Below are 18,149 nucleotides of genomic sequence, written 5' to 3' on the forward strand. Positions count from 1 at the left end.
GTACAACTGCAATTCTATTCTATATTACTTACCCACGCGGATTCAAATCCAGTAAGATGTCTTTAAAGTTTGGTGAGAGTTCTTTCTGTATTTCGGCATGCAGGCGCACTGCTTTTTCAAACTGTTCAGCCGGCAGTTGGAGCTTTGCACATTCCCCATCGCCCATAACACGGACACGTAAATTTGAAAAGCCCATAGAAAAAAGTGCGCCTTCTGCCAGTTCAACCTTTTTCAGCACAGCTTCGCTAATTGCAGTACCTGTGGGTATGCGTGTTGCAAGGCAGGCATACGCCGGTTTATCGTGCGTAACAAGCCCCGCTTTTTGAGAGAGCGTGCGTATTTCCGCTTTGGTTATGCCACATTCACGCAGTGGTGAGCGCACCGAAAGTTCGGCAAGTGCTTTCATACCGGGGCGGTCGCTGCAGTCATCCGAGGCATTGGTTCCATCAATCAGCAATGTATACCCTTCACCCTTTGCTGCTTGCTTCATCAATGTAAACAGTGCGGTTTTGCAGTGGTAACAACGGTCTGCAGGGTTTGCCACCACCACAGGGTGCTCAAACACATCGTGGCGAAGTACCGTAAGCGGAACATCGATCTGTTTGGCAAGCTGAATGGCATCTTCCAATTCAAACTCGGGCTGAAATGCGGTTTTGATAAAAAATGCATGAACATCACAGCCATATTGCTTTGCAGCATACAGCAAATAGGTTGAATCAACTCCGCCCGAAAATGCAATTGCTGCACGGGGGTTTTGTTTAAAAAAGGTTTGTAAAGTCATAACCAATCTCCCTTAAATCCCAAAAATAAAAGGCTCACATGGTATGTGAGCCTTCTGGCAAATGTCTTTCGGCTTCTGCCGTCAGACTATATTCAATATAAGTTATTACTGTTTGGCTTCTGCCTATCAAACAAATTTCTATTTGTCTTAATATAGTTTACAATACCGCACCCTGCTTGTCAATTATTACTTTATTTTTTTTACTAATATGGTATAATAACCACAAGGCGATTTGTTCGCGTTGCCAGTGCCGCGCGATGCACGATTATATCGTATCCGCTTTGCGGATATGATGAACACCTCATGTTTATGATATAATACAGGTATGAATAAAAGCAAAACTCATAAGCTTTGTATTTGTAATGCCCAAGCAGGCTATAATAAACAATACTATTAACGAGAAAAGCAGGAGACTTTTATGAAAATTGTTGTAATAGACGGACAAGGCGGAGGCATGGGAAGATCGATTGTAGAGCGACTGCGAACAGAACTGCCTAACGCCGAAATTATTGCAGCGGGTACCAACGCAACAGCTACCTCCAGTATGCTGAAAGCGGGCGCCAGTGTAGGTGCAACCGGTGAAAATGCAGTTGTATATAACTGTGCGCATTCCGACATTATTATAGGCCCCATCGGTATTATTCTTGCTAATGCCATGCTTGGCGAAATTACCCCAGCCATGGCTTGTGCTGTTGCAACCAGTAATGCAAAGGTTGTTTTAATTCCTGTTGCAAAATGCCATGCACATATCGTTGGAATAGAAGAAAAGCCCATGTCTCGTTATATTGAAGAAGCAATTGGTATCGTGCTCGGCTTTTACAAGGCTTGACAACCCATGTTTTTTTGATGTATAATTAATACAATGCCTTAGAATTGCGGATTTCTTTGTTACCTGAAGGTAGCTTAAGAAGCATAAGAATTATGATTTACCGCTGATATGAAGGCAGAATAAACAAAATTAAATCTGCTATAGAAATCATGAAGATTTTTTACCCGTTCTAGACGGGAACAAGGTCTTCATGTTTTTTTATGCCCAAAACCGGCTCAATACCGGAAAGGAGGCGGTAAAGTGCACAGTAACACCCTATGCTATTTTTTTAAGAAAGCAGCACAGCTCATTGTTAGCTTGTTTGCGCTTTCGCTGATTGTGTTCTGTATTTCCCGGTGCGCTCCCGGGGATCCACTTAAATCGTATTACGGTGAGAGTGTAGAGCGTATGAGCACAGTACAGAAGAATGCAGCAATGGAAAAACTGGGACTGAACAAACCTCTCTCTACACAATATATTCTATGGTTAAAAAGCTCTTTTCGGGGTAATTTTGGCATATCACTAAAATATAAGCAAAGCGTTACGCGGGTTATAGCAGGCGTATACCAAAACACATTACTGCTTGGCGGGCTCTCTTACGTGCTTACTTTTACATTGTCTCTTTTACTTGGTATATTTTGTTGCTTGCACGAAGATACGCTTATAGACCGATTTATTTGCAAAACAGGCACAATTACAAACAGTATCCCCTCTTTTTGGATTTCGCTTGTATTGTTATTGGTTTTCAGTGTACAGCTGGGGTTACTCCCATCGGGTGGTGCATACGCAATCGGCGAAGCAAATAATCTAATCAGCCGTATCAAACATTTAATTTTACCGCTTACCGTTATGATTTTAAGCCACCTGTGGTACTATGGCTATTTGGCTCGCAACCTGCTTTTGGAAGAAATTCGCAAAGGCTATGTGCCGCTTTGTAAAATGAAGGGGCTTTCTCGCAACCAAATTGTTTGGCGGCACTGCCTGCGCAACATGCTGCCCTCGTATATCAGCATAATGGCAATTTCTATCCCACACATTGTAGGGGGCACTTATGTTGTTGAAAAAGTGTTTTCTTATCCCGGATTAGGCACACTGTGCTTTGAAAGTGCCAAGTACCACGATTACAATATGCTCATGCTACTTTGCCTAATCACCGGTACACTGGTGATTATCGGTAATATTCTTGCACAAATCATCAACGATAGCATCAACCCTCGTATGAAGCATGACAGGGGGTATCTAAATGTCGAACGATGATTTTAATCTGGTGAGTGCCGAACTGCCCCAAAAATTACTACCCGTTGCGGGCTGCAAAAAGCGTAAAAAAAATAAGCCGATTATTTCTATGGTGCTGCTCGCTGCCATTTTGCTTGGGTGCCTGTTTGCAGAAGTAGTAATGAACCACAGCCCCACTTATATGAACCTTGCTGATGCAGGAACACCGCCGTGTGCAAAATTTTGGTTTGGTACCGATGCTATGGGGCGCGATATTTTCTCAATGCTTTGGTACGGGGGAAGAATTTCGCTTTTCATAGGGCTTGCCGCTACCGCAATATCACTTTTTATCGCCGTTCTTTACGGCAGCGTCAGCGGGTTTGCATGCGAAGCAGTGGACGATGCAATGATGCGTATTACCGAAATATTAATCAGCATCCCCTCTATCCTTATCATCATTCTGATTCAAGCGGCAATCGGGCAAAATAATCCGCTCTCTGTTGCATTGGTAATTGGCCTGACGGGTTGGATGAATATTGCCAAAATGGTTCGGGGAGAAGTTCTTCAAATCCGTTCAAACAGTTATATTATAGCCTCCAAATGCATGAACGGCAGTTTTTGGCATATATTAAGAAATCATATTCTTCCAAACCTGATTTCTCCTTTGCTGTTTATGGCAGTTACCAGTGTAGGCAGTGCCATTGCTGCAGAATCCACCTTAAGCTTTTTGGGCATCGGCCTGCCGCTTGAAGTAGTGTCGTGGGGCAGCATGCTTTCACTTGCCGACCGCGCATTGCTTTCAGGTGATTGGTGGGTCATTCTTATCCCGGGGCTTTTTTTAGTAGTAACATTGGTATGCATCACAGATATCGGCAATTATCTGCGAAAAGAGAACAACCGTGGCTGCAGTTACCTGTAGCACACACCCTAATAGAAAGGACTATTTACTATGAAGCTGAAACATCTGGCAATTCTTTTTCTTATGTTGGTGATGACTTTTACATCCTCATGCGGGCAAAAGCCTGCATCTTCCACCACCTCAGATGCGACCCCCAAAACCACTTTAGTATATGGCAGCAATGATTACAGCAGTATCAACCCTGCTTTATATGAGCACGGCGAAATAAATTCGCTTATTTTTTCGGGGCTTACCGCTCGTGATAAAGACAATAAAATTACGGCGGGGTTGGCAGAAAGCTGGGAGTATGACAAAGATACTTTTGTGTATACCTTTCATCTGCGCAAAGGTGTGTTATGGCACGATGGCAAACCGTTTACCTCGAAGGATGTTAAGTTTACGCTGGGGGCAATTATGAACCCCGATAATGCATCAGAAATTGCATCCAATTACGAGGACATCACTGCCATTGAAACACCCGATGAAAACATCGTAAAAATCAATTTAAAAGCACCGAATGTCGCTATGCTTGATTACCTTACCATCGGCATACTGCCTGCTCATCTGCTCGACGGTAAAGACCTTGCCAGCGACTCGTTTAATCAAAGCCCCGTTGGAACAGGGCCGTATAAATTAACCGAATGGGACTTTGGGCAGAGCATTATTCTTGAAAAAAATACCAACTATTATCTTGGTGAGCCCAAAATCGAGCGCATTATCTTTAAGATTGTCCCTGATACCAAAGCTCGTGCCCTGCAGCTGAAGTCGGGCGAATTGGATATGGCACAAATTACCCCGCAAGATGCAGAAGAATTTAAAAAAGGTGACCATTACCAAGTTTACAATATGAATACGTCCGATTACCGCGGTATTCTTTACAACTTTAACAATCCTTTGTTCCGCGACCATCGCGAGCTGCCCGCCGCACTGAGCTATGCAATCGACCGTCAGCCGATTATTGACAGCGTGCTGCTGGGCAAAGGCAAAGTTGCATATTCCCCCTTGCAAATGAGTGAATACAATAACCCCGATATAGAAAAATACGACTACAACCCTGAAAAGGCAAAATCACTGCTGCAAGCAGGCGGCTGGAAACAGGGCGCAGACGGAATTTACGAAAAAGATGGTACGCGCCTTGCCTTTACCATCAATTGCAGTGAAGGCGATCAGGTACGTGTAGATATGGCGAATATATGCGCACAGCAACTGCGCGAAATCGGTGCAGATGTTAAGGTTGCAGTGAATGCACAGACAGACTGGGAAAACCAAGACAGCTATCTCATCGGCTGGGGCAGCCCCTTCGACCCGGACGACCATACCTACAAGGTGTTTGGTACCAACAAAGGCTCCAACTTCAGCGCCTACTCCAACGCAAAAGTAGACGAACTGCTGAAAAAAGCACGTGAAACAGATATCACCGCAGATCGCCTCAAATACTATCGTGATTTTCAAACAGAGCTTGCCAAAGACCCTGCCTACACTTTTATTGCCTATGTGGATGCAATTTATGTTACGGACAAAAATATCAGCGGAATTACAGAGAGCACCGTTCTTGGGCACCATGGAGTGGGGATATTTTGGAATGTTGCCGATTGGGCAATTGCATAAATTGATTACCAAATGATAAAGGAGGGTTGATGTTGGGTACATTGCTGAAAGTAAATGATGTGCACATTGATTTTAATACCGATTACGGTGTTATACAAGCAGTACGCGGTGTTTCATTTGAACTAAACGCGGGCGAAACCCTAGCCATTGTGGGTGAATCGGGTTGCGGCAAAAGCGTACTGTGCAAAAGCATTGCACGTATATTGCCCCACTCAGGCTTAATCAGAGAGGGGAATGTCTACTTTAACGGCATAGATTTGACGCTTCTCTCCCCCAAAGAAATGAATCGCATTCGAGGTAAAGAAATAGCCATGGTGTTTCAAGATGCATTCTCGGCACTCGATCCAACTTGTACCATCGGCTCTCAGATTATCGAGGCAATCCGCATCCATGAAAAAATCAGCCGCAATGAAGCAAAAAGGCGTGCTATACAGCTGCTTGGACAGGTAGAGATTGACTCCCCTCAGCAGCGGTTAACGCAGTATCCGCATCAATTTTCGGGCGGGATGTGCCAACGAGTTGTACTCGCCATTGCATTGGCGTGCGGCCCTAAACTGCTGATTGCAGACGAACCCACCACCGCATTGGACGGTACCATTCAAGCGCAAATTTTAAAGCTTATAAAAAATTTGCAAAAAACAACGAAAGCAGCTACCCTCTTTATCACCCATGATTTAAGCGTTGCCGCACAAATTGCACAGCGCATAGCGGTGATGTATGCAGGTAAAATCGTAGAAATCGGTACAACGCAAGAGATTTTTGGCAACCCCCGTCACCCTTATACGTGGGCACTGATGTCGTCGCTGCCGGCTAACAGCCCCAACAAGCAGCCATTACGCAGTATACCCGGTTTGCCCCCCAATTTGCTGCACCCACCTTGCGGGGATGCTTTTGCAGCACGCAATGCCTATGCACTTGCAATTGATTATAAGCAAGAGCCGCCATTGTTTCAGGTTAGTAACACACATTTCGCTGCTACCTGGCTGCTCGACCCGCGAGCCCCTGAAATAACACCACCCATCAGTATTGGGCAAAACAACAACCGCAGAGGTGAACCGAATGAATGATACTCTTTTAGAGATACGACATCTAAAACAGTACTTTACACCTAATCCGAACATTGTAATAAAAGCAGTAGATGACGTTTCTTTTACAGTAAAGAGAGGAGAAATATTAGGTCTAGTCGGCGAATCCGGTTCGGGCAAATCCACAATAAGCAAATGCATTATGGGCATTCATCGTCCTACCGGCGGCGAAATTGTATTTCAAAGCCATACCATCAGTAAACGTGGTGTTTACCGCAAAATCCGTGCCTCTGTTTGCCGTTCTATCCAAATGATTTTTCAAGATGCATTTGCTTCGATGAACCCACGCATGACCATCGGAGAAATTGTTGCAGAGCCGCTGCGTATTTACTACCCCCAAATGCCCTCGAATGAGCGCAAACAGCGTGTACATCATCTTTTAAAAACAGCTGGGATGGACAGTACATGCTATGATCGCTACCCCCATGAATTTTCAGGCGGGCAGCACCAGCGTATATGCATTGCCCGCGCACTGGCATTAAAGCCGCAGTTGCTGATTGCAGATGAACCGGTTGCCTCGCTGGATGTATCTATGCAGGCTCAAATTATAAACCTGTTACTGCAGTTACAGCGTGAACAGGGGCTTACATGCCTTTTTATTGCGCACGACCTTTCTGTGGTGCGCCACATTTGCGACCGTATTGGTGTAATGAAAGACGGCAAATTGGTAGAGATTGCACAAACAGAAAAACTTTTTACTAACCCGCAGCACCCTTATACAAAAGCTTTACTTTCGGCTGTACCGCTTTCACCGCTTAATAACCCAGAATGAACTAAAAAAGAGGCAGTCCACCTTATGGCGGGCTGCCTCTCTGAGTTTTAAAAACAACCCGCCTCCATATTATCTGAGACGGGTTGTTTGTTTCGTTAAGCGGGTAAAACGATTGCCTGAGACAGATTTCTCGGGCTGTCTGCATCAATGTTCTTTTTCTCTGCAATATAATAGCCGATGAACTGTCCGATAAAACCAATTAAAGCTGCATACTGCATATCATTGTAGCCAAAAGTCAAATCCAGTTTATAGCTTGCATCTGCCATAGTACTGCTTACATTTTCTCCGATAACCGCGGTAACCGCACCGTAACCCTTCATCTGTGTAAGCAATTTTGCATCGTATTCTACTGTAGCAGAGTTTGCAAGGGTTAATACAAGCGTATTGTTATCTACAAGGCTCATAGGGCCATGGCGATATTCCAAGCTGTAATATGCCTCAGAGTTGGCAATGCCCATTTCTTTCATCTTATTCATACACTCGTTGGCAATGCCGTAATACACACCCTGCCCCAGCGTAATAAAGAGGTTGAGGTTGGGGTTTTCTGCAATAATTTGTTTTGCCATCGCGTCCATTTTTACAAGCAATTCGCGAGCAGCCTCGGCATAGTTTGCCATCGCCTCAATTTCGTTCTTTTTACCGCCCACATACATTGCCATAATCACAGTCAGATAAATCATGCTGGTAAATGAACGTGTCATAATTACGCTGTCTTCGGGGGTAACGGGTGAATAAATGTAGTTGTCATTGTACAGCTTACTATCACTATCGCAAGTGATAGCGAGCGTGGTTACATCGGGGAAGCTGCGAATTTTATCAATTGCCATGCGAACCTCGGTGGTATAGCTCTTTCTGGTGATGGGTAGAACCAGCACCTTTCTGCCTTTTACAAAGGTTTCGGGGAAGAAATACAGTTCCGAGCAAGGCACCGCCTTGGCGGGTATGCCTGTATAAGAAGAAAACGCATATGCCGCACTTTGTGCCAAATAAAAAGATGTTCCGCAGCCGGTAAAGAGCAGCTCATCATAGTGATTTTCTTTTGCAAATACTTTGTCTAAAACCGAGTAAATATCGCTTAATGTATCGTTGATTGCCTGAAAAGATTCAGGCTGACCGTAAATTTCTTTGTATGTAAGAGAACTATTTTTTTTTAACATTTTGCAGTCACCTCTAATTTTATAAATCATCCCGCAATAACGAGATATATGCCCGCTAAAATCATAAAACCATAAACAAATTTTTTTGTTGCCTCCATAGACAATCGCCGCAGAAGGCAAAGCCCTGTGCCGGTACCCACTGCCAAACCAGCCAAGCCGGCAACACTGTACTGAAGCACTTCAACATTTACATTGCCCATAAAAAGGTGCAGTAAAAAAACATAAATGGTAGTGAAAGTAAAATAGCACTGCAAGGTAGCGTTGTACTCCATTTTATCTTCGGTAACCGACAGAAAATACACCACCATCGGCGGACCGCCGATATTAAACAAACCACTGAGAAAACCGCTAACCAAACCAGCGAGCAATCCATTTCTGCGGGTTGGCTTGATACGTACCTTATTGCTGAAACATCTGAAGTAAATAGAAAGCAATACCAAAATCACGCCGAGTATCCGTCTTATAACGGTTTCGGTGCCCGATAATAATGTAAATACCCCAACAGCGCTAGCCACAGAATAGGATAACAGCGGCCATATCATCAACCGAAAATTGATATGCTGACGCAACTTCAGAGAAATGTATATCACCATTACAAAAGCGGTCATAACCTCTAAAACAGAGGCAACACGCAAAGGCAAAATCAACGGCCAAAGCGCCATACAGATAATTGCATATCCAAACCCGGTTACCGCTTGCGTAAAACTTCCCATCAAAGCTACCAGTGCAATCAGCAAATAATTCATGCGGTTTCTCCTTAAATTTATTGTGCATCAAACATTTTAACACCCTCTACAAAGGTTGCCAAAACGTGATAGCTTTTATTTAAAATAACCATATCCGCATCCATACCTTCTTTTATGCACCCTTTGCGATGCCCCAACCCAATCATATCCGCGGGGTTCTGTGAAAGGAGGCAAGATAATTCTTGAGGCTCTTTTCCTGTAAACTGTACAAGATTACGCAATGCTCGGCTCATAGTGAGGGTACTGCCTGCACGTGATGTACCGTCAGCCAGCATAGCATCCCCGTTGGTAACAACAATATCGTTTACGCCAAGTTTATACTTTCCATCACCCAATCCCGCCGCCATAATAGAATCGGTAACCGCAACCACACGGTTATATCCCTTTGTCTTTAGCAAAATGCGTACGGTGCCGGGATGAAGATGGATTCCATCGCAAATTGCCTCACAGTAAATGTCGCTTTCCAAAATCGCACCGCTGATAGCCGGATAATGCTGATGCATCAGCTTCATTGCATTAAACGTATGCGTGGCACTTACAGCCCCCCCGTGGATGCAGCGCCACGCCCTGTCGTAATCTGCCCCGCTGTGCCCGATAGATACCGCAACACCTGTTTTGCTAACTTTTTCTATAAATTCGGGAACACCTTCTACTTCAGGCGAAACGGTAATACGCAGGATATTACCTTCGGCAACACGTTGGTACTCCTCAAATTCCTCCACAGATGGGAGCTGAAGGAGACTTTCGGGCATTGCGCCCTTATAATCTTTGCAAAGGTAAGGGCCTTCCATATGAATGCCCAAAATCTTTGCACCCGTTGACAACGTCTTTTTTGCCTCGGTAATTGTGTGGATGCATTGGGTTAGGCGTTCTTGGGAATCGGTAAGCAGGGTGGGTAAAAAACCGGTAACACCCTGCGATGCGAAAAATTCACTGACCTTTTTTACATCCTCACCACTTGCATTATTCATATCTACACCCACCCCCCCATGGGTGTGAACATCAATAAAACCGGGGAGCACCAAATTACGTTGTGCGTTATAAGTAGGTATTCCCGCCTCAGCCTTGATACCCTTTTTTATTTTGGCAATAACTCCATCCAGTACTAAAACATCTGCTAAAATCAGCTTATTGTCGATTAGAACATTTCCGTTTTGGATAAGCATATCGCGTTTCATTTTGCTCGCCCCTTTATCTCAATGGTCTGATTACAGCAAAAGCTCTCCCCCTGAGCAATTGTTTGCAGACCTGTTTTGTTTAAGAAGTCGCCGTCAGTGTCTGCTCTGTCAGGCACACCGTACCAAGGCTCTATGCAAACAAAAGGCACCTTTTGTGGAGTAGACCAAAACACCACATATGGGAAACCACTGATGCTAACACGTACTTCCCTGCCTGTGCTGTTTTCTACAATGCTGACATAATCTGACTGTAAGCCTTTTAGTATAAAGCTTTGCGGAAACAATTGGTTATGCAGTGGAATTGTATTTTCTCCGTTTAGATAAAGCTTTTCGCCTCCCGCTAAAAAGTCGTTGCAAAGTACCTGTGATGCAGCTTCTTTTTTCTCAAATACCAAGCTGTAATCCTCAATGGTGTGCTCTGTATCAAACGGGCACATATAACCGGAGTGAAAACCGATAGAAAAAGGTAATACACCGCTACCTGTATTTTTCACCTCAAAGGTACAGCTAAGTTGATTGCCATGCAATTCATAACAGGTATCCAAATAAAATGAAAACGGATATTTTTCGAGCGTTTCTTTGCTTTGAGTAAAGCGGAAGCGGATGCAATCTTTACTTTGAGATAAGACCTGATGTTCATAATCGCGGGCAAAACCATGCATGGGAATATGGTATGTTTTGCCGTTGATGACGCAGCTGTCATTTACCAGTTTTCCGCAAATAGGGAACAGATTTGGCGCACGTCTCCCCCACACGGCAGGGTCACCTTGCCAAAGATGCTCAGTCAAAGTATGTTTATCTAAAATGGACCACAACTCTGCCCCCATGCTGTTAATTTGAACCTTAAGCCGGTCATTCTCTAATTCGTAAATCACTTCTTATCCACTTCTTTCTGTCTTTACTACATCTCAATTACTTCTATATGAAGAAGTTTTGCTACGGCAATCATTTCATCTGCAATATCCTGCCAAACAATACTGTAGTGATGGGCAATTCCCTCTTCTATTATTCGCTCAACTACCTCACGCACAGGAGCCTTGATTTTTACGTTGGTCATAACCCCTTTGGTATTGCGATGGGTTTCTACCGCTTCTCCCCGCAGAAGAAACAGCTTGTACACGCCGCCAATGTTGCAAAAACGTGCCACTGTAACTTTACCCGGCTTGAGCGAGCCGTAAAATGCGGTGCCCTGCCCTGCAAGCGGATGATTGCACAGCGAAACCCCATCGTTGGAGTTCATCAGCGAAAGCGCCGCATTGCCGCAATGCCAATAAGTGAGCGTATTCTTATGCTCATCTATGTTAATCATATCGGTAATAAAGGTGGGCAAACCGGTTATATAACGCTGCACAATTGTTGCAAGCCCAGCGTCCACATCTCCTTCACAGATAACGCTCATCCCCTCGTCTGCCAGTCTGCCAAGTACCGCGCAGGGCGTGGTTTTTAAGTTGCCCATTTCAGGCCAACATTTTATGGTGGCAAAATCATATCCTTGTTCCGCTAAAACTTCTTTCATAGCAAAATACAGTCTGGAATGATTTTCGAGATGTTTTTCAGGCAATGTATCCACATCAAAGGCTGATGTCAGCTTGCGCATATCTTCTTCGATCTTATGGAAGGAAATCTGCTCCATACGGTCAAAAATCACCTTGAGTTCGGTCTCCTCCATACGAATGCCAAATACCCTGCGGATAAGTGACTCGTCGAATGCACAATTATAAAAAGCTGTAGGGCGGTAGCCAAAAAGCCCAAACATTGTACCTTTCAGCTTTTTCACGGTTGCATATGCTTTAATGAGGTTTTTGAGCTTGGTTACTGCACGCTCATCTTCTTTGTCACCGTAAATAACATAGCAGGTGCGGTTAATTCTGTGCATTGCCGCAGAGTTCATGGTTGCGGCAACCAGTGCATTTGCATACAGCCTTGTATCTCTTTCAAACGGGGGCTCATAAGGCGCCCATAAAATAATGGGTACTCCAAGCTCATCTGCAAGCGCACACGAAACATCATCCCCTGTAAAAGCACCGTAAAGCATAATCACTGCATCTACCGACGCTGTTTTAAATTGTTCGATTGCCTGTGAAACATGCGCAGGGGTATCGGCTATCTCATTGTATTTTATAATGTCTGCCGTTTGAATATTTTCATCTATCCAGCTGCCGTATTCCTCTAATCTCTGCTGAGGCAGTTCTCTTGGCCAACGGCCGGATAAAGTAGTAATAAAACCAACTTTTAGTTTTTTATTCAAAATATCACCCACTCCTTTTTATTTTATCAAATCTAAAAAAAAGTAAAAGTATGAAAAATCGTACTACCATTGAACAGTTATGCTTTTCCCGCCGAGCCAGAGAGATTTATAATCTTTTTTACATCATCAACAAGCTTTTCACATGCAAATTGAGAAAGCTTCCAAGAATGGCCTTGGTGGTTCATCGTTTGCAAGCCCTCTTGGTAATGCTCCACATATTTATAGCGGATTTCGGTACCGAAGTTAATTTTTGCAACACCGAGTTGAATCGCATCTTTAATAATGTCTTCGGACATCCCCGTACATCCATGCAAAACCAAAGGAATATCCGTAAATTTACTTACATCGCGCAAAACATCCAAATGAATATCCGGTTCACCTTTATAATACCCATGTGCATTACCAATTCCAATTGCAAGCGTATCCGGTTGGCAAAGGCTGAGAAATTCGCGAACCTGGTCGGGATCTGCCACATTTTTATTCTCTTGCTGAACACCGTTATCAAGGCGAAGCAGCTCACCTATTTCTGCTTCTACCGGCACATTAAAGCATTTAGCAACTTCAATTACCTTTCCGGTAAGGGCAGCGTTTTCTTTAATCGGTTTGGTTGAACCGTCAATCATAAGTGAGGTAAAGCCAAGCTTTAATGCCTCCATACAAATTTCGAAACTTTCGCCGTGGTCTAAATGTATTGAAACAGGCACCGATACCTTGTTGGCACACCATTTTGCCACCTGTACAAACCAGTCATTGCCAGAATAAGCACCCGTTGAAACATAGTGTGCTAAAATAACGGGAGATTTCATTTCGTCAGCAGCTTTGCACACGGCCCAAATAATATCGAAGTTTCCCCCTTGAGTATTGATTGCCGGAATAGCATAGCCTTTTTTTCTTGCATTCCTCAGCACTTCTATATTTGTTGTTAACATATATCTATCTCCATTTCGCCTATTAGTAAGTACCAAATTATTTGTAGTATGCATTAGCAGCCTAAATAGCCACACGTATGGATATTATTTATTAAACTGTTCTATTGCCTCGAACATTGCAAGCAAATTTTCAACAGGTGTTTTGGCTACAATATTGTGAATCGTATTAAACACATATCCACCTTCAGAAGATAAAATCTCCAAGCGTTCCAAGACTTGTTTCTTAACCTGTTCAGGCGTACCAAACGGAAGGGTTTCCTGTGTATCCACACCCCCGCCCCAAAACACCAGTTTATTTCCATATTTCTCCTTTAGCATATGAGCATCCATACCCTTTGCCGATAATTGTACTGGATTAAGAATATCTACACCCATATCTACAAAATCATCCAGAAAACCTACTACGCTTCCACAGCTATGGTAAAAAGTTTTCCAATTGGTGTTTTTATGTACCCAATCATTTATTTGAGTATAAAAAGGCTTATATAGTTTTCTAAACAAATTAGGATCAATAAACTCACCATTTTGTGTGCCGAAATCAGTACCGCTGATACAAACGATTTGTATATTATCGCCTACTGCCTGATGATACATTTTAAGATTATAAAGCATTACTTCTGTCTGAAGTTTAAATACTTCTGTAATGTACTCCGGATAAAGTATATGAGCCATCAACCAGTCTTCAATCTTTCGAATACCCTTTGGATGCTTTTCATTGGGAGCAGGAATTGTTGCCACATCGCCTAGCCCCCCACCGCCAAGATTTCCAATTACAGCATAGCTGGTATTTTCAAACAATTCCTTTGATTTTCGAGCAAAATACTGGGCCGCACCTTCTGTCATTCTGTAAAATGAATCTTTATAGTCTTCAAGAGGCGTAAGGTTCTCTTCATCAAAATCCTTTGAGCGGTCTATTGTATCAAAAAAGAAACCATTTGAAGGCATTTTCATGCTCGGTTTAACTGATTTATCCCCCTGGGGATAAATCACGAACGAGCCATCAGCAAGTTTGTCATATGCTGTAGTATCAAATATTTTAGTAGGTGTGCCATCACACATAATAAGTGGCTGCGTTATGCTGTTTCTTCCGCTTATCGAATCAGATGGATTAAATAATCCTATTGTATCAATACCTAGCTTATCTCTTAAATCTTCATCTACATTTCCTAGCATTTGAAACAAGCTGCAAATTTCTATCTCCTTTTTTTCAAGCCCCAATGCTTCTCTTAATTTGTATAAAGTACTTGCACTAATACCCGATTGATTCGTTCCGCCTATATCAATTGGGACTCTGTCAGGCTGTTTATGATTAATAGTTGCTAGTACACGTTCTCTAGAATTCATTATAACTACCTCTGTTTCTTAGTTGTTTTATTGATGATAAAACTTCACTAAATTAACCTTTGACTGCACCGGCAACTAAACCTTTAATCATATACTTTTGAAAAAAGAAGAACAGGATAATCATGGGCAGCATACCGACAATAGAAATAGTATTAATCAGTGACCAGTCATACGACAGTTCTCCAAGGTACCTCATCGCAACCCCTGCAGACAGTGTGCGCAAGGCATCGTTTTGAATGAGAGTAGATGCATGGAGATAATCATCCCACGTCATTAGGAAAGAATAGATACCAACTGCAACCATACCCGGCTTTACCAATGGAACAACCATTTTATATAAAATCTGCATTCTGCCTGCACCATCGATGTAAGCCGCTTCTTCAATGGCTTTAGGTACACTATCAAAAAAGCTTGCCATCAGCATTACGGTAAAGGGCAGCATTGCTGCAACTAAAGCCAAAATCAACCCGGCATGGGTGTTGATAAGTTTCATTTTTCCCATTAAATCATACAAAGAAATCATACGGCTCACCACCGGGAACATCTGCGAAGACAATAGCCCCGCTAAAATCCATTTATTCCATTTAAAGCGGAAACGCGAAAGTGCATAGCCTGTAAATATAGCCAGTATTGTTGTAATAAGCGCGGTAAAGCCCGAAACAATAAAATTGTTTTTATAATATATAAAGAATTCATTGTGCTTTGTAAACAGATTAATATAAGCCTCCATAGTAGGCAGTTTGGGAACAAAAGTAGGCGGAAAACGGTAAGCTTCCATGTTGGTTTTAAACGAGGTCATCAAAACCCAGTAGATTGGGAATAGAAGAAAAACCAAAATGATTGCCAGCACCGCATATTTAATAATACTGCCTGCTATTTTATTTCTTTTCATTGGTTCATCTCCTTAATCCATATCTTCAGAACGCATAATACGATTGTAAATTAAAATAACCACAATCATCAGCAGCATCCAAACGGTTGTAACAGCCGCACCGGAGCCCAAGTTGTTCGAAACAAATGCTTCACGGTAGCTGAGAATTGCCAGTGTTGTGGTGGAATTGTTCGGTCCCCCACCTGTCATTGTCCAAACTAATGGGAACTGCTTGAAGTTTTCAATAATCGCCATAGACATAGCAACTTTGATTACGCTTTTCATATAAGGAATGATAATACGAAAAAATTTAGTTGCATTGTTTGCACCATCTACAGTAGCTGCTTCCAACATATCATCTGGTACATTCTGTAAGCCCGCCAGCAACAATAATGTGGTGAGCGGAATTTGCTTCCACAGTGCTGCAACAGAAATACCAAGCAGTGCAAGATTGGGGTTGTTGAGCATTGCTAAATCGGATATTTGCCCTGCTGTAAAAAAGCTGATGATATATTTCATCAAGCCATACTGCGGCTGGAATATCCACATCCAAATCAAAGCGGATATAATAGTAGGTACTACCCAAGGTGTCATCATAATGCTTCGTAAAAATCTTGCACATTTTATATTAGAATTTAGAATCAGCGCCATCGTCATACCAAAAATAAATTGCAGCGCCACCACAAAGACAACAAATGTAAAGGTGATTACGATAGAAGGCAGCAGCTTATTGTTTTGGAACAGCTTAATATAGTTTGCAAAGTTGTTCCATTCACCTGGCTGCCCTGAGATGATATTTTTTACTTTGTAGTTCAAGAAGCTCTTCAGAATAGAATCTATAACCGGAATGAGAATAAACGCAAACGTCATAACAATTGTAGGAAGCATAAGCGCAATAGAGAAAAGCTTGTCACCTGTAGATTTTTTTAACAGGACTGTGCGTTTTACCGCACCGGATGCCGTACCGGAAGTTTTCATCAATAACCCTCGCCTTCTTTTTGTGCGGCTTATATCGGCATAACAGCCGATATAAATTCGAGTGTATATATTTGGTAAAAAAGCGGGATAATCCAGTCTATCCCGCTTCTTAAGTTATAAAAATTCTACATCAGCCAACAATACCTTCAGCCGCCGCCTGAAAGTCCGCTATTCCCTGCTCAACAGACTTACCGCCTACGGTAACGCTTTGTGCCAGAGTACAAAGCTCGAGGTTAAGGTCGGACAAGGTGGGGATGGATGTGATGGATTTTACTTTACTAACGGAGCCCACTGCACCTTTAAGAATTTTATTGTTTACAATGGTATCCATGTTTTCCATTGATTTTTTAGCCGGAAATGCCGGAGTAATGGTAGACATATAGTCTGCAAGCATTTCCGGTGTAATTAGATATTCAACCAAAAGACGAACTGCCTCTTTCTTGGCATCACCATTATCCATTAAAATAAGGGAATGATCCTGCAAAAGGCTTTCGCCTGTACCTGAACCACCGGACAGAGGAGCCGCAGAAGCAATAAAGTTTTCAGCCTCCGGATTAATACTTTTAACACCGTTAAAGCCCCAAGACTGATCATAATACATTGCAAGCTGACCTAACGCAAACAGGTTTCTTAAATCTTTGAGTTTAGAGTTTTGGGGATTATAGCCTTTTTCATCCAAAGTTTTGATCATACTAAACGCATCTTTAAAGCCCTGATTATCGATATCAAGCTGACCATCAGCATTCAAAACATTTCCACCAAAGTTATAAACCATTGCAGTTAATGAAGAACCAGAAACAGGAACGGATGCAGTTGTTTGACCAAACGCGTAAACCTTGTTACCGTCTTTTGTTTTGAGGGTAGAAAGTTTTTCGGCCATTTTAAGCATTTCATCGTAGGTTTTGGGTGGCTGCTCAGGGTCAAGGCCGGCCTGCTTAAACAGTTCTTTGTTATAGTACAGAACATAAGGTGAAATATACATTGGAATAGAATACGCCTTACCTTTGATTGTAGCTGCCTCGATAACAGACGGGTAGAAATCATCAATAAACTCTTTGGAAAGAATGGTGCCTATAGGGGCTGCAAGGCCAGCTTCTTCAAGAGTTGGTGTCCAGCTGAGTTCTGAGAACATCAAGTCAACCTTATCGCCGCCGCCAGCCATATTGATGACCTGGTTTACAATCTCACCATAGGGTGCAGAAACCCATTCAATTTTAATATTAGGGTATTTCGCTTCGAAACCGGATTTTACGCCTTCCCAAAACTCGGTATAGCCAGCTTCGAGAATGGCATAGTTTGCAAATTTAATAGTTACAGGCTCGGCAGGCCCTGCATCTGATGAAGGAGCGGAACTATCTGCTGTTGGGGTGGAAGAATCCTTAGCTTTACCGTTACAAGCTGCCATACTGAATACCATAAGGGTTGCAAGTAATAATGCTATCAGTTTTTTCATGTGAACTTTTCCTCCTATAATATAGTTTCTATGCTTACATCTCTGCAGATGCTTGGGAACACATTATACACTCGTGTG

The 18,149-nt window shown here is 42.8% G+C and carries 17 protein-coding genes; 6 read left to right on the plus strand and 11 right to left on the minus strand.

Annotated features, from left to right (window positions below):
- Positions 1–28 precede the first annotated feature (28 nt).
- On the minus strand, positions 29–781 hold the full coding sequence (gene larE / locus EDD70_RS09120; protein ID WP_092750855.1) for an ATP-dependent sacrificial sulfur transferase LarE: 753 nt from the start codon (positions 779–781) through the stop codon (positions 29–31).
- 418 nt (positions 782–1,199) lie between these two features.
- Here larE and EDD70_RS09125 point away from each other — a divergent pair, with 418 nt between their 5' ends.
- The 6 genes from EDD70_RS09125 to EDD70_RS09150 all read left to right on the plus strand — a co-directional run bounded on the left by EDD70_RS09125 (position 1,200) and on the right by EDD70_RS09150 (position 7,167).
- A complete protein-coding gene (locus EDD70_RS09125) occupies positions 1,200–1,610 on the plus strand; it encodes a DUF3842 family protein (RefSeq protein WP_092750853.1) in 411 nt (136 codons plus the stop codon).
- A 240-nt stretch (positions 1,611–1,850) separates the two neighbouring features.
- A complete protein-coding gene (locus tag EDD70_RS09130) occupies positions 1,851–2,846 on the plus strand; it encodes an ABC transporter permease (protein ID WP_092750851.1) in 996 nt (331 codons plus the stop codon).
- Positions 2,833–3,723, plus strand: a complete 891-nt coding sequence (locus tag EDD70_RS09135; RefSeq protein WP_092750849.1) for an ABC transporter permease — start codon at positions 2,833–2,835, stop codon at positions 3,721–3,723. Before EDD70_RS09130 ends, EDD70_RS09135 begins: the two co-directional genes overlap by 14 nt.
- Positions 3,724–3,753: 30 nt before the next feature.
- Positions 3,754–5,310: an ABC transporter substrate-binding protein gene (locus EDD70_RS09140; RefSeq protein WP_092750847.1), complete on the plus strand. Its 1,557-nt coding sequence runs from the start codon at positions 3,754–3,756 to the stop codon at positions 5,308–5,310.
- Between the two features lie 29 nt (positions 5,311–5,339).
- Positions 5,340–6,377, plus strand: coding sequence for an ABC transporter ATP-binding protein (locus EDD70_RS09145; RefSeq protein ID WP_341465097.1), 1,038 nt, complete (start codon positions 5,340–5,342; stop codon positions 6,375–6,377).
- Positions 6,370–7,167: an ATP-binding cassette domain-containing protein gene (locus tag EDD70_RS09150; protein WP_092754369.1), complete on the plus strand. Its 798-nt coding sequence runs from the start codon at positions 6,370–6,372 to the stop codon at positions 7,165–7,167. Before EDD70_RS09145 ends, EDD70_RS09150 begins: the two co-directional genes overlap by 8 nt.
- A 95-nt stretch (positions 7,168–7,262) precedes the next feature.
- On the opposite strand, the gene EDD70_RS09155 is transcribed toward EDD70_RS09150, so the two are convergent.
- The 10 genes from EDD70_RS09155 to EDD70_RS09200 form a co-directional block, all read right to left on the minus strand.
- Complete coding sequence (locus EDD70_RS09155) at positions 7,263–8,324, minus strand: SIS domain-containing protein (RefSeq protein ID WP_092750845.1); 1,062 nt, start codon at positions 8,322–8,324, stop codon at positions 7,263–7,265.
- 26 nt (positions 8,325–8,350) lie between these two features.
- On the minus strand, positions 8,351–9,070 hold the full coding sequence (locus tag EDD70_RS09160) for a sulfite exporter TauE/SafE family protein (protein ID WP_092750843.1): 720 nt from the start codon (positions 9,068–9,070) through the stop codon (positions 8,351–8,353).
- Positions 9,071–9,087: 17 nt separating this feature from the next.
- Positions 9,088–10,248: an N-acetylglucosamine-6-phosphate deacetylase gene (nagA, locus tag EDD70_RS09165; RefSeq protein ID WP_092750841.1), complete on the minus strand. Its 1,161-nt coding sequence runs from the start codon at positions 10,246–10,248 to the stop codon at positions 9,088–9,090.
- Positions 10,245–11,123: an aldose 1-epimerase family protein gene (locus EDD70_RS09170; protein WP_092750839.1), complete on the minus strand. Its 879-nt coding sequence runs from the start codon at positions 11,121–11,123 to the stop codon at positions 10,245–10,247. The genes nagA and EDD70_RS09170 overlap by 4 nt, the downstream gene beginning before the upstream one ends.
- A gap of 26 nt (positions 11,124–11,149) precedes the next feature.
- Positions 11,150–12,496, minus strand: coding sequence for an L-fucose/L-arabinose isomerase family protein (locus EDD70_RS09175; protein ID WP_092750836.1), 1,347 nt, complete (start codon positions 12,494–12,496; stop codon positions 11,150–11,152).
- A gap of 77 nt (positions 12,497–12,573) precedes the next feature.
- On the minus strand, positions 12,574–13,425 hold the full coding sequence (locus tag EDD70_RS09180; RefSeq protein ID WP_092750834.1) for a class II fructose-bisphosphate aldolase: 852 nt from the start codon (positions 13,423–13,425) through the stop codon (positions 12,574–12,576).
- An 84-nt stretch (positions 13,426–13,509) separates the two neighbouring features.
- The gene (locus tag EDD70_RS09185) at positions 13,510–14,769 is read right to left on the minus strand and encodes a uroporphyrinogen decarboxylase family protein (protein WP_092750831.1); all 1,260 of its coding nucleotides are present in this window, start codon (positions 14,767–14,769) and stop codon (positions 13,510–13,512) included.
- Between the two features lie 52 nt (positions 14,770–14,821).
- Complete coding sequence (locus EDD70_RS09190) at positions 14,822–15,661, minus strand: carbohydrate ABC transporter permease (protein WP_092750829.1); 840 nt, start codon at positions 15,659–15,661, stop codon at positions 14,822–14,824.
- 12 nt (positions 15,662–15,673) lie between these two features.
- A complete protein-coding gene (locus EDD70_RS09195; protein WP_092750827.1) occupies positions 15,674–16,618 on the minus strand; it encodes a carbohydrate ABC transporter permease in 945 nt (314 codons plus the stop codon).
- Between the two features lie 130 nt (positions 16,619–16,748).
- Entirely contained in the window at positions 16,749–18,071 is a 1,323-nt protein-coding gene (locus EDD70_RS09200; RefSeq protein ID WP_205408573.1) for an ABC transporter substrate-binding protein, read from the minus strand.
- Positions 18,072–18,149 lie beyond the last annotated feature (78 nt).

The organism is Hydrogenoanaerobacterium saccharovorans, from assembly GCF_003814745.1.
Lineage (GTDB): Bacteria > Bacillota > Clostridia > Oscillospirales > Ruminococcaceae > Hydrogenoanaerobacterium > Hydrogenoanaerobacterium saccharovorans.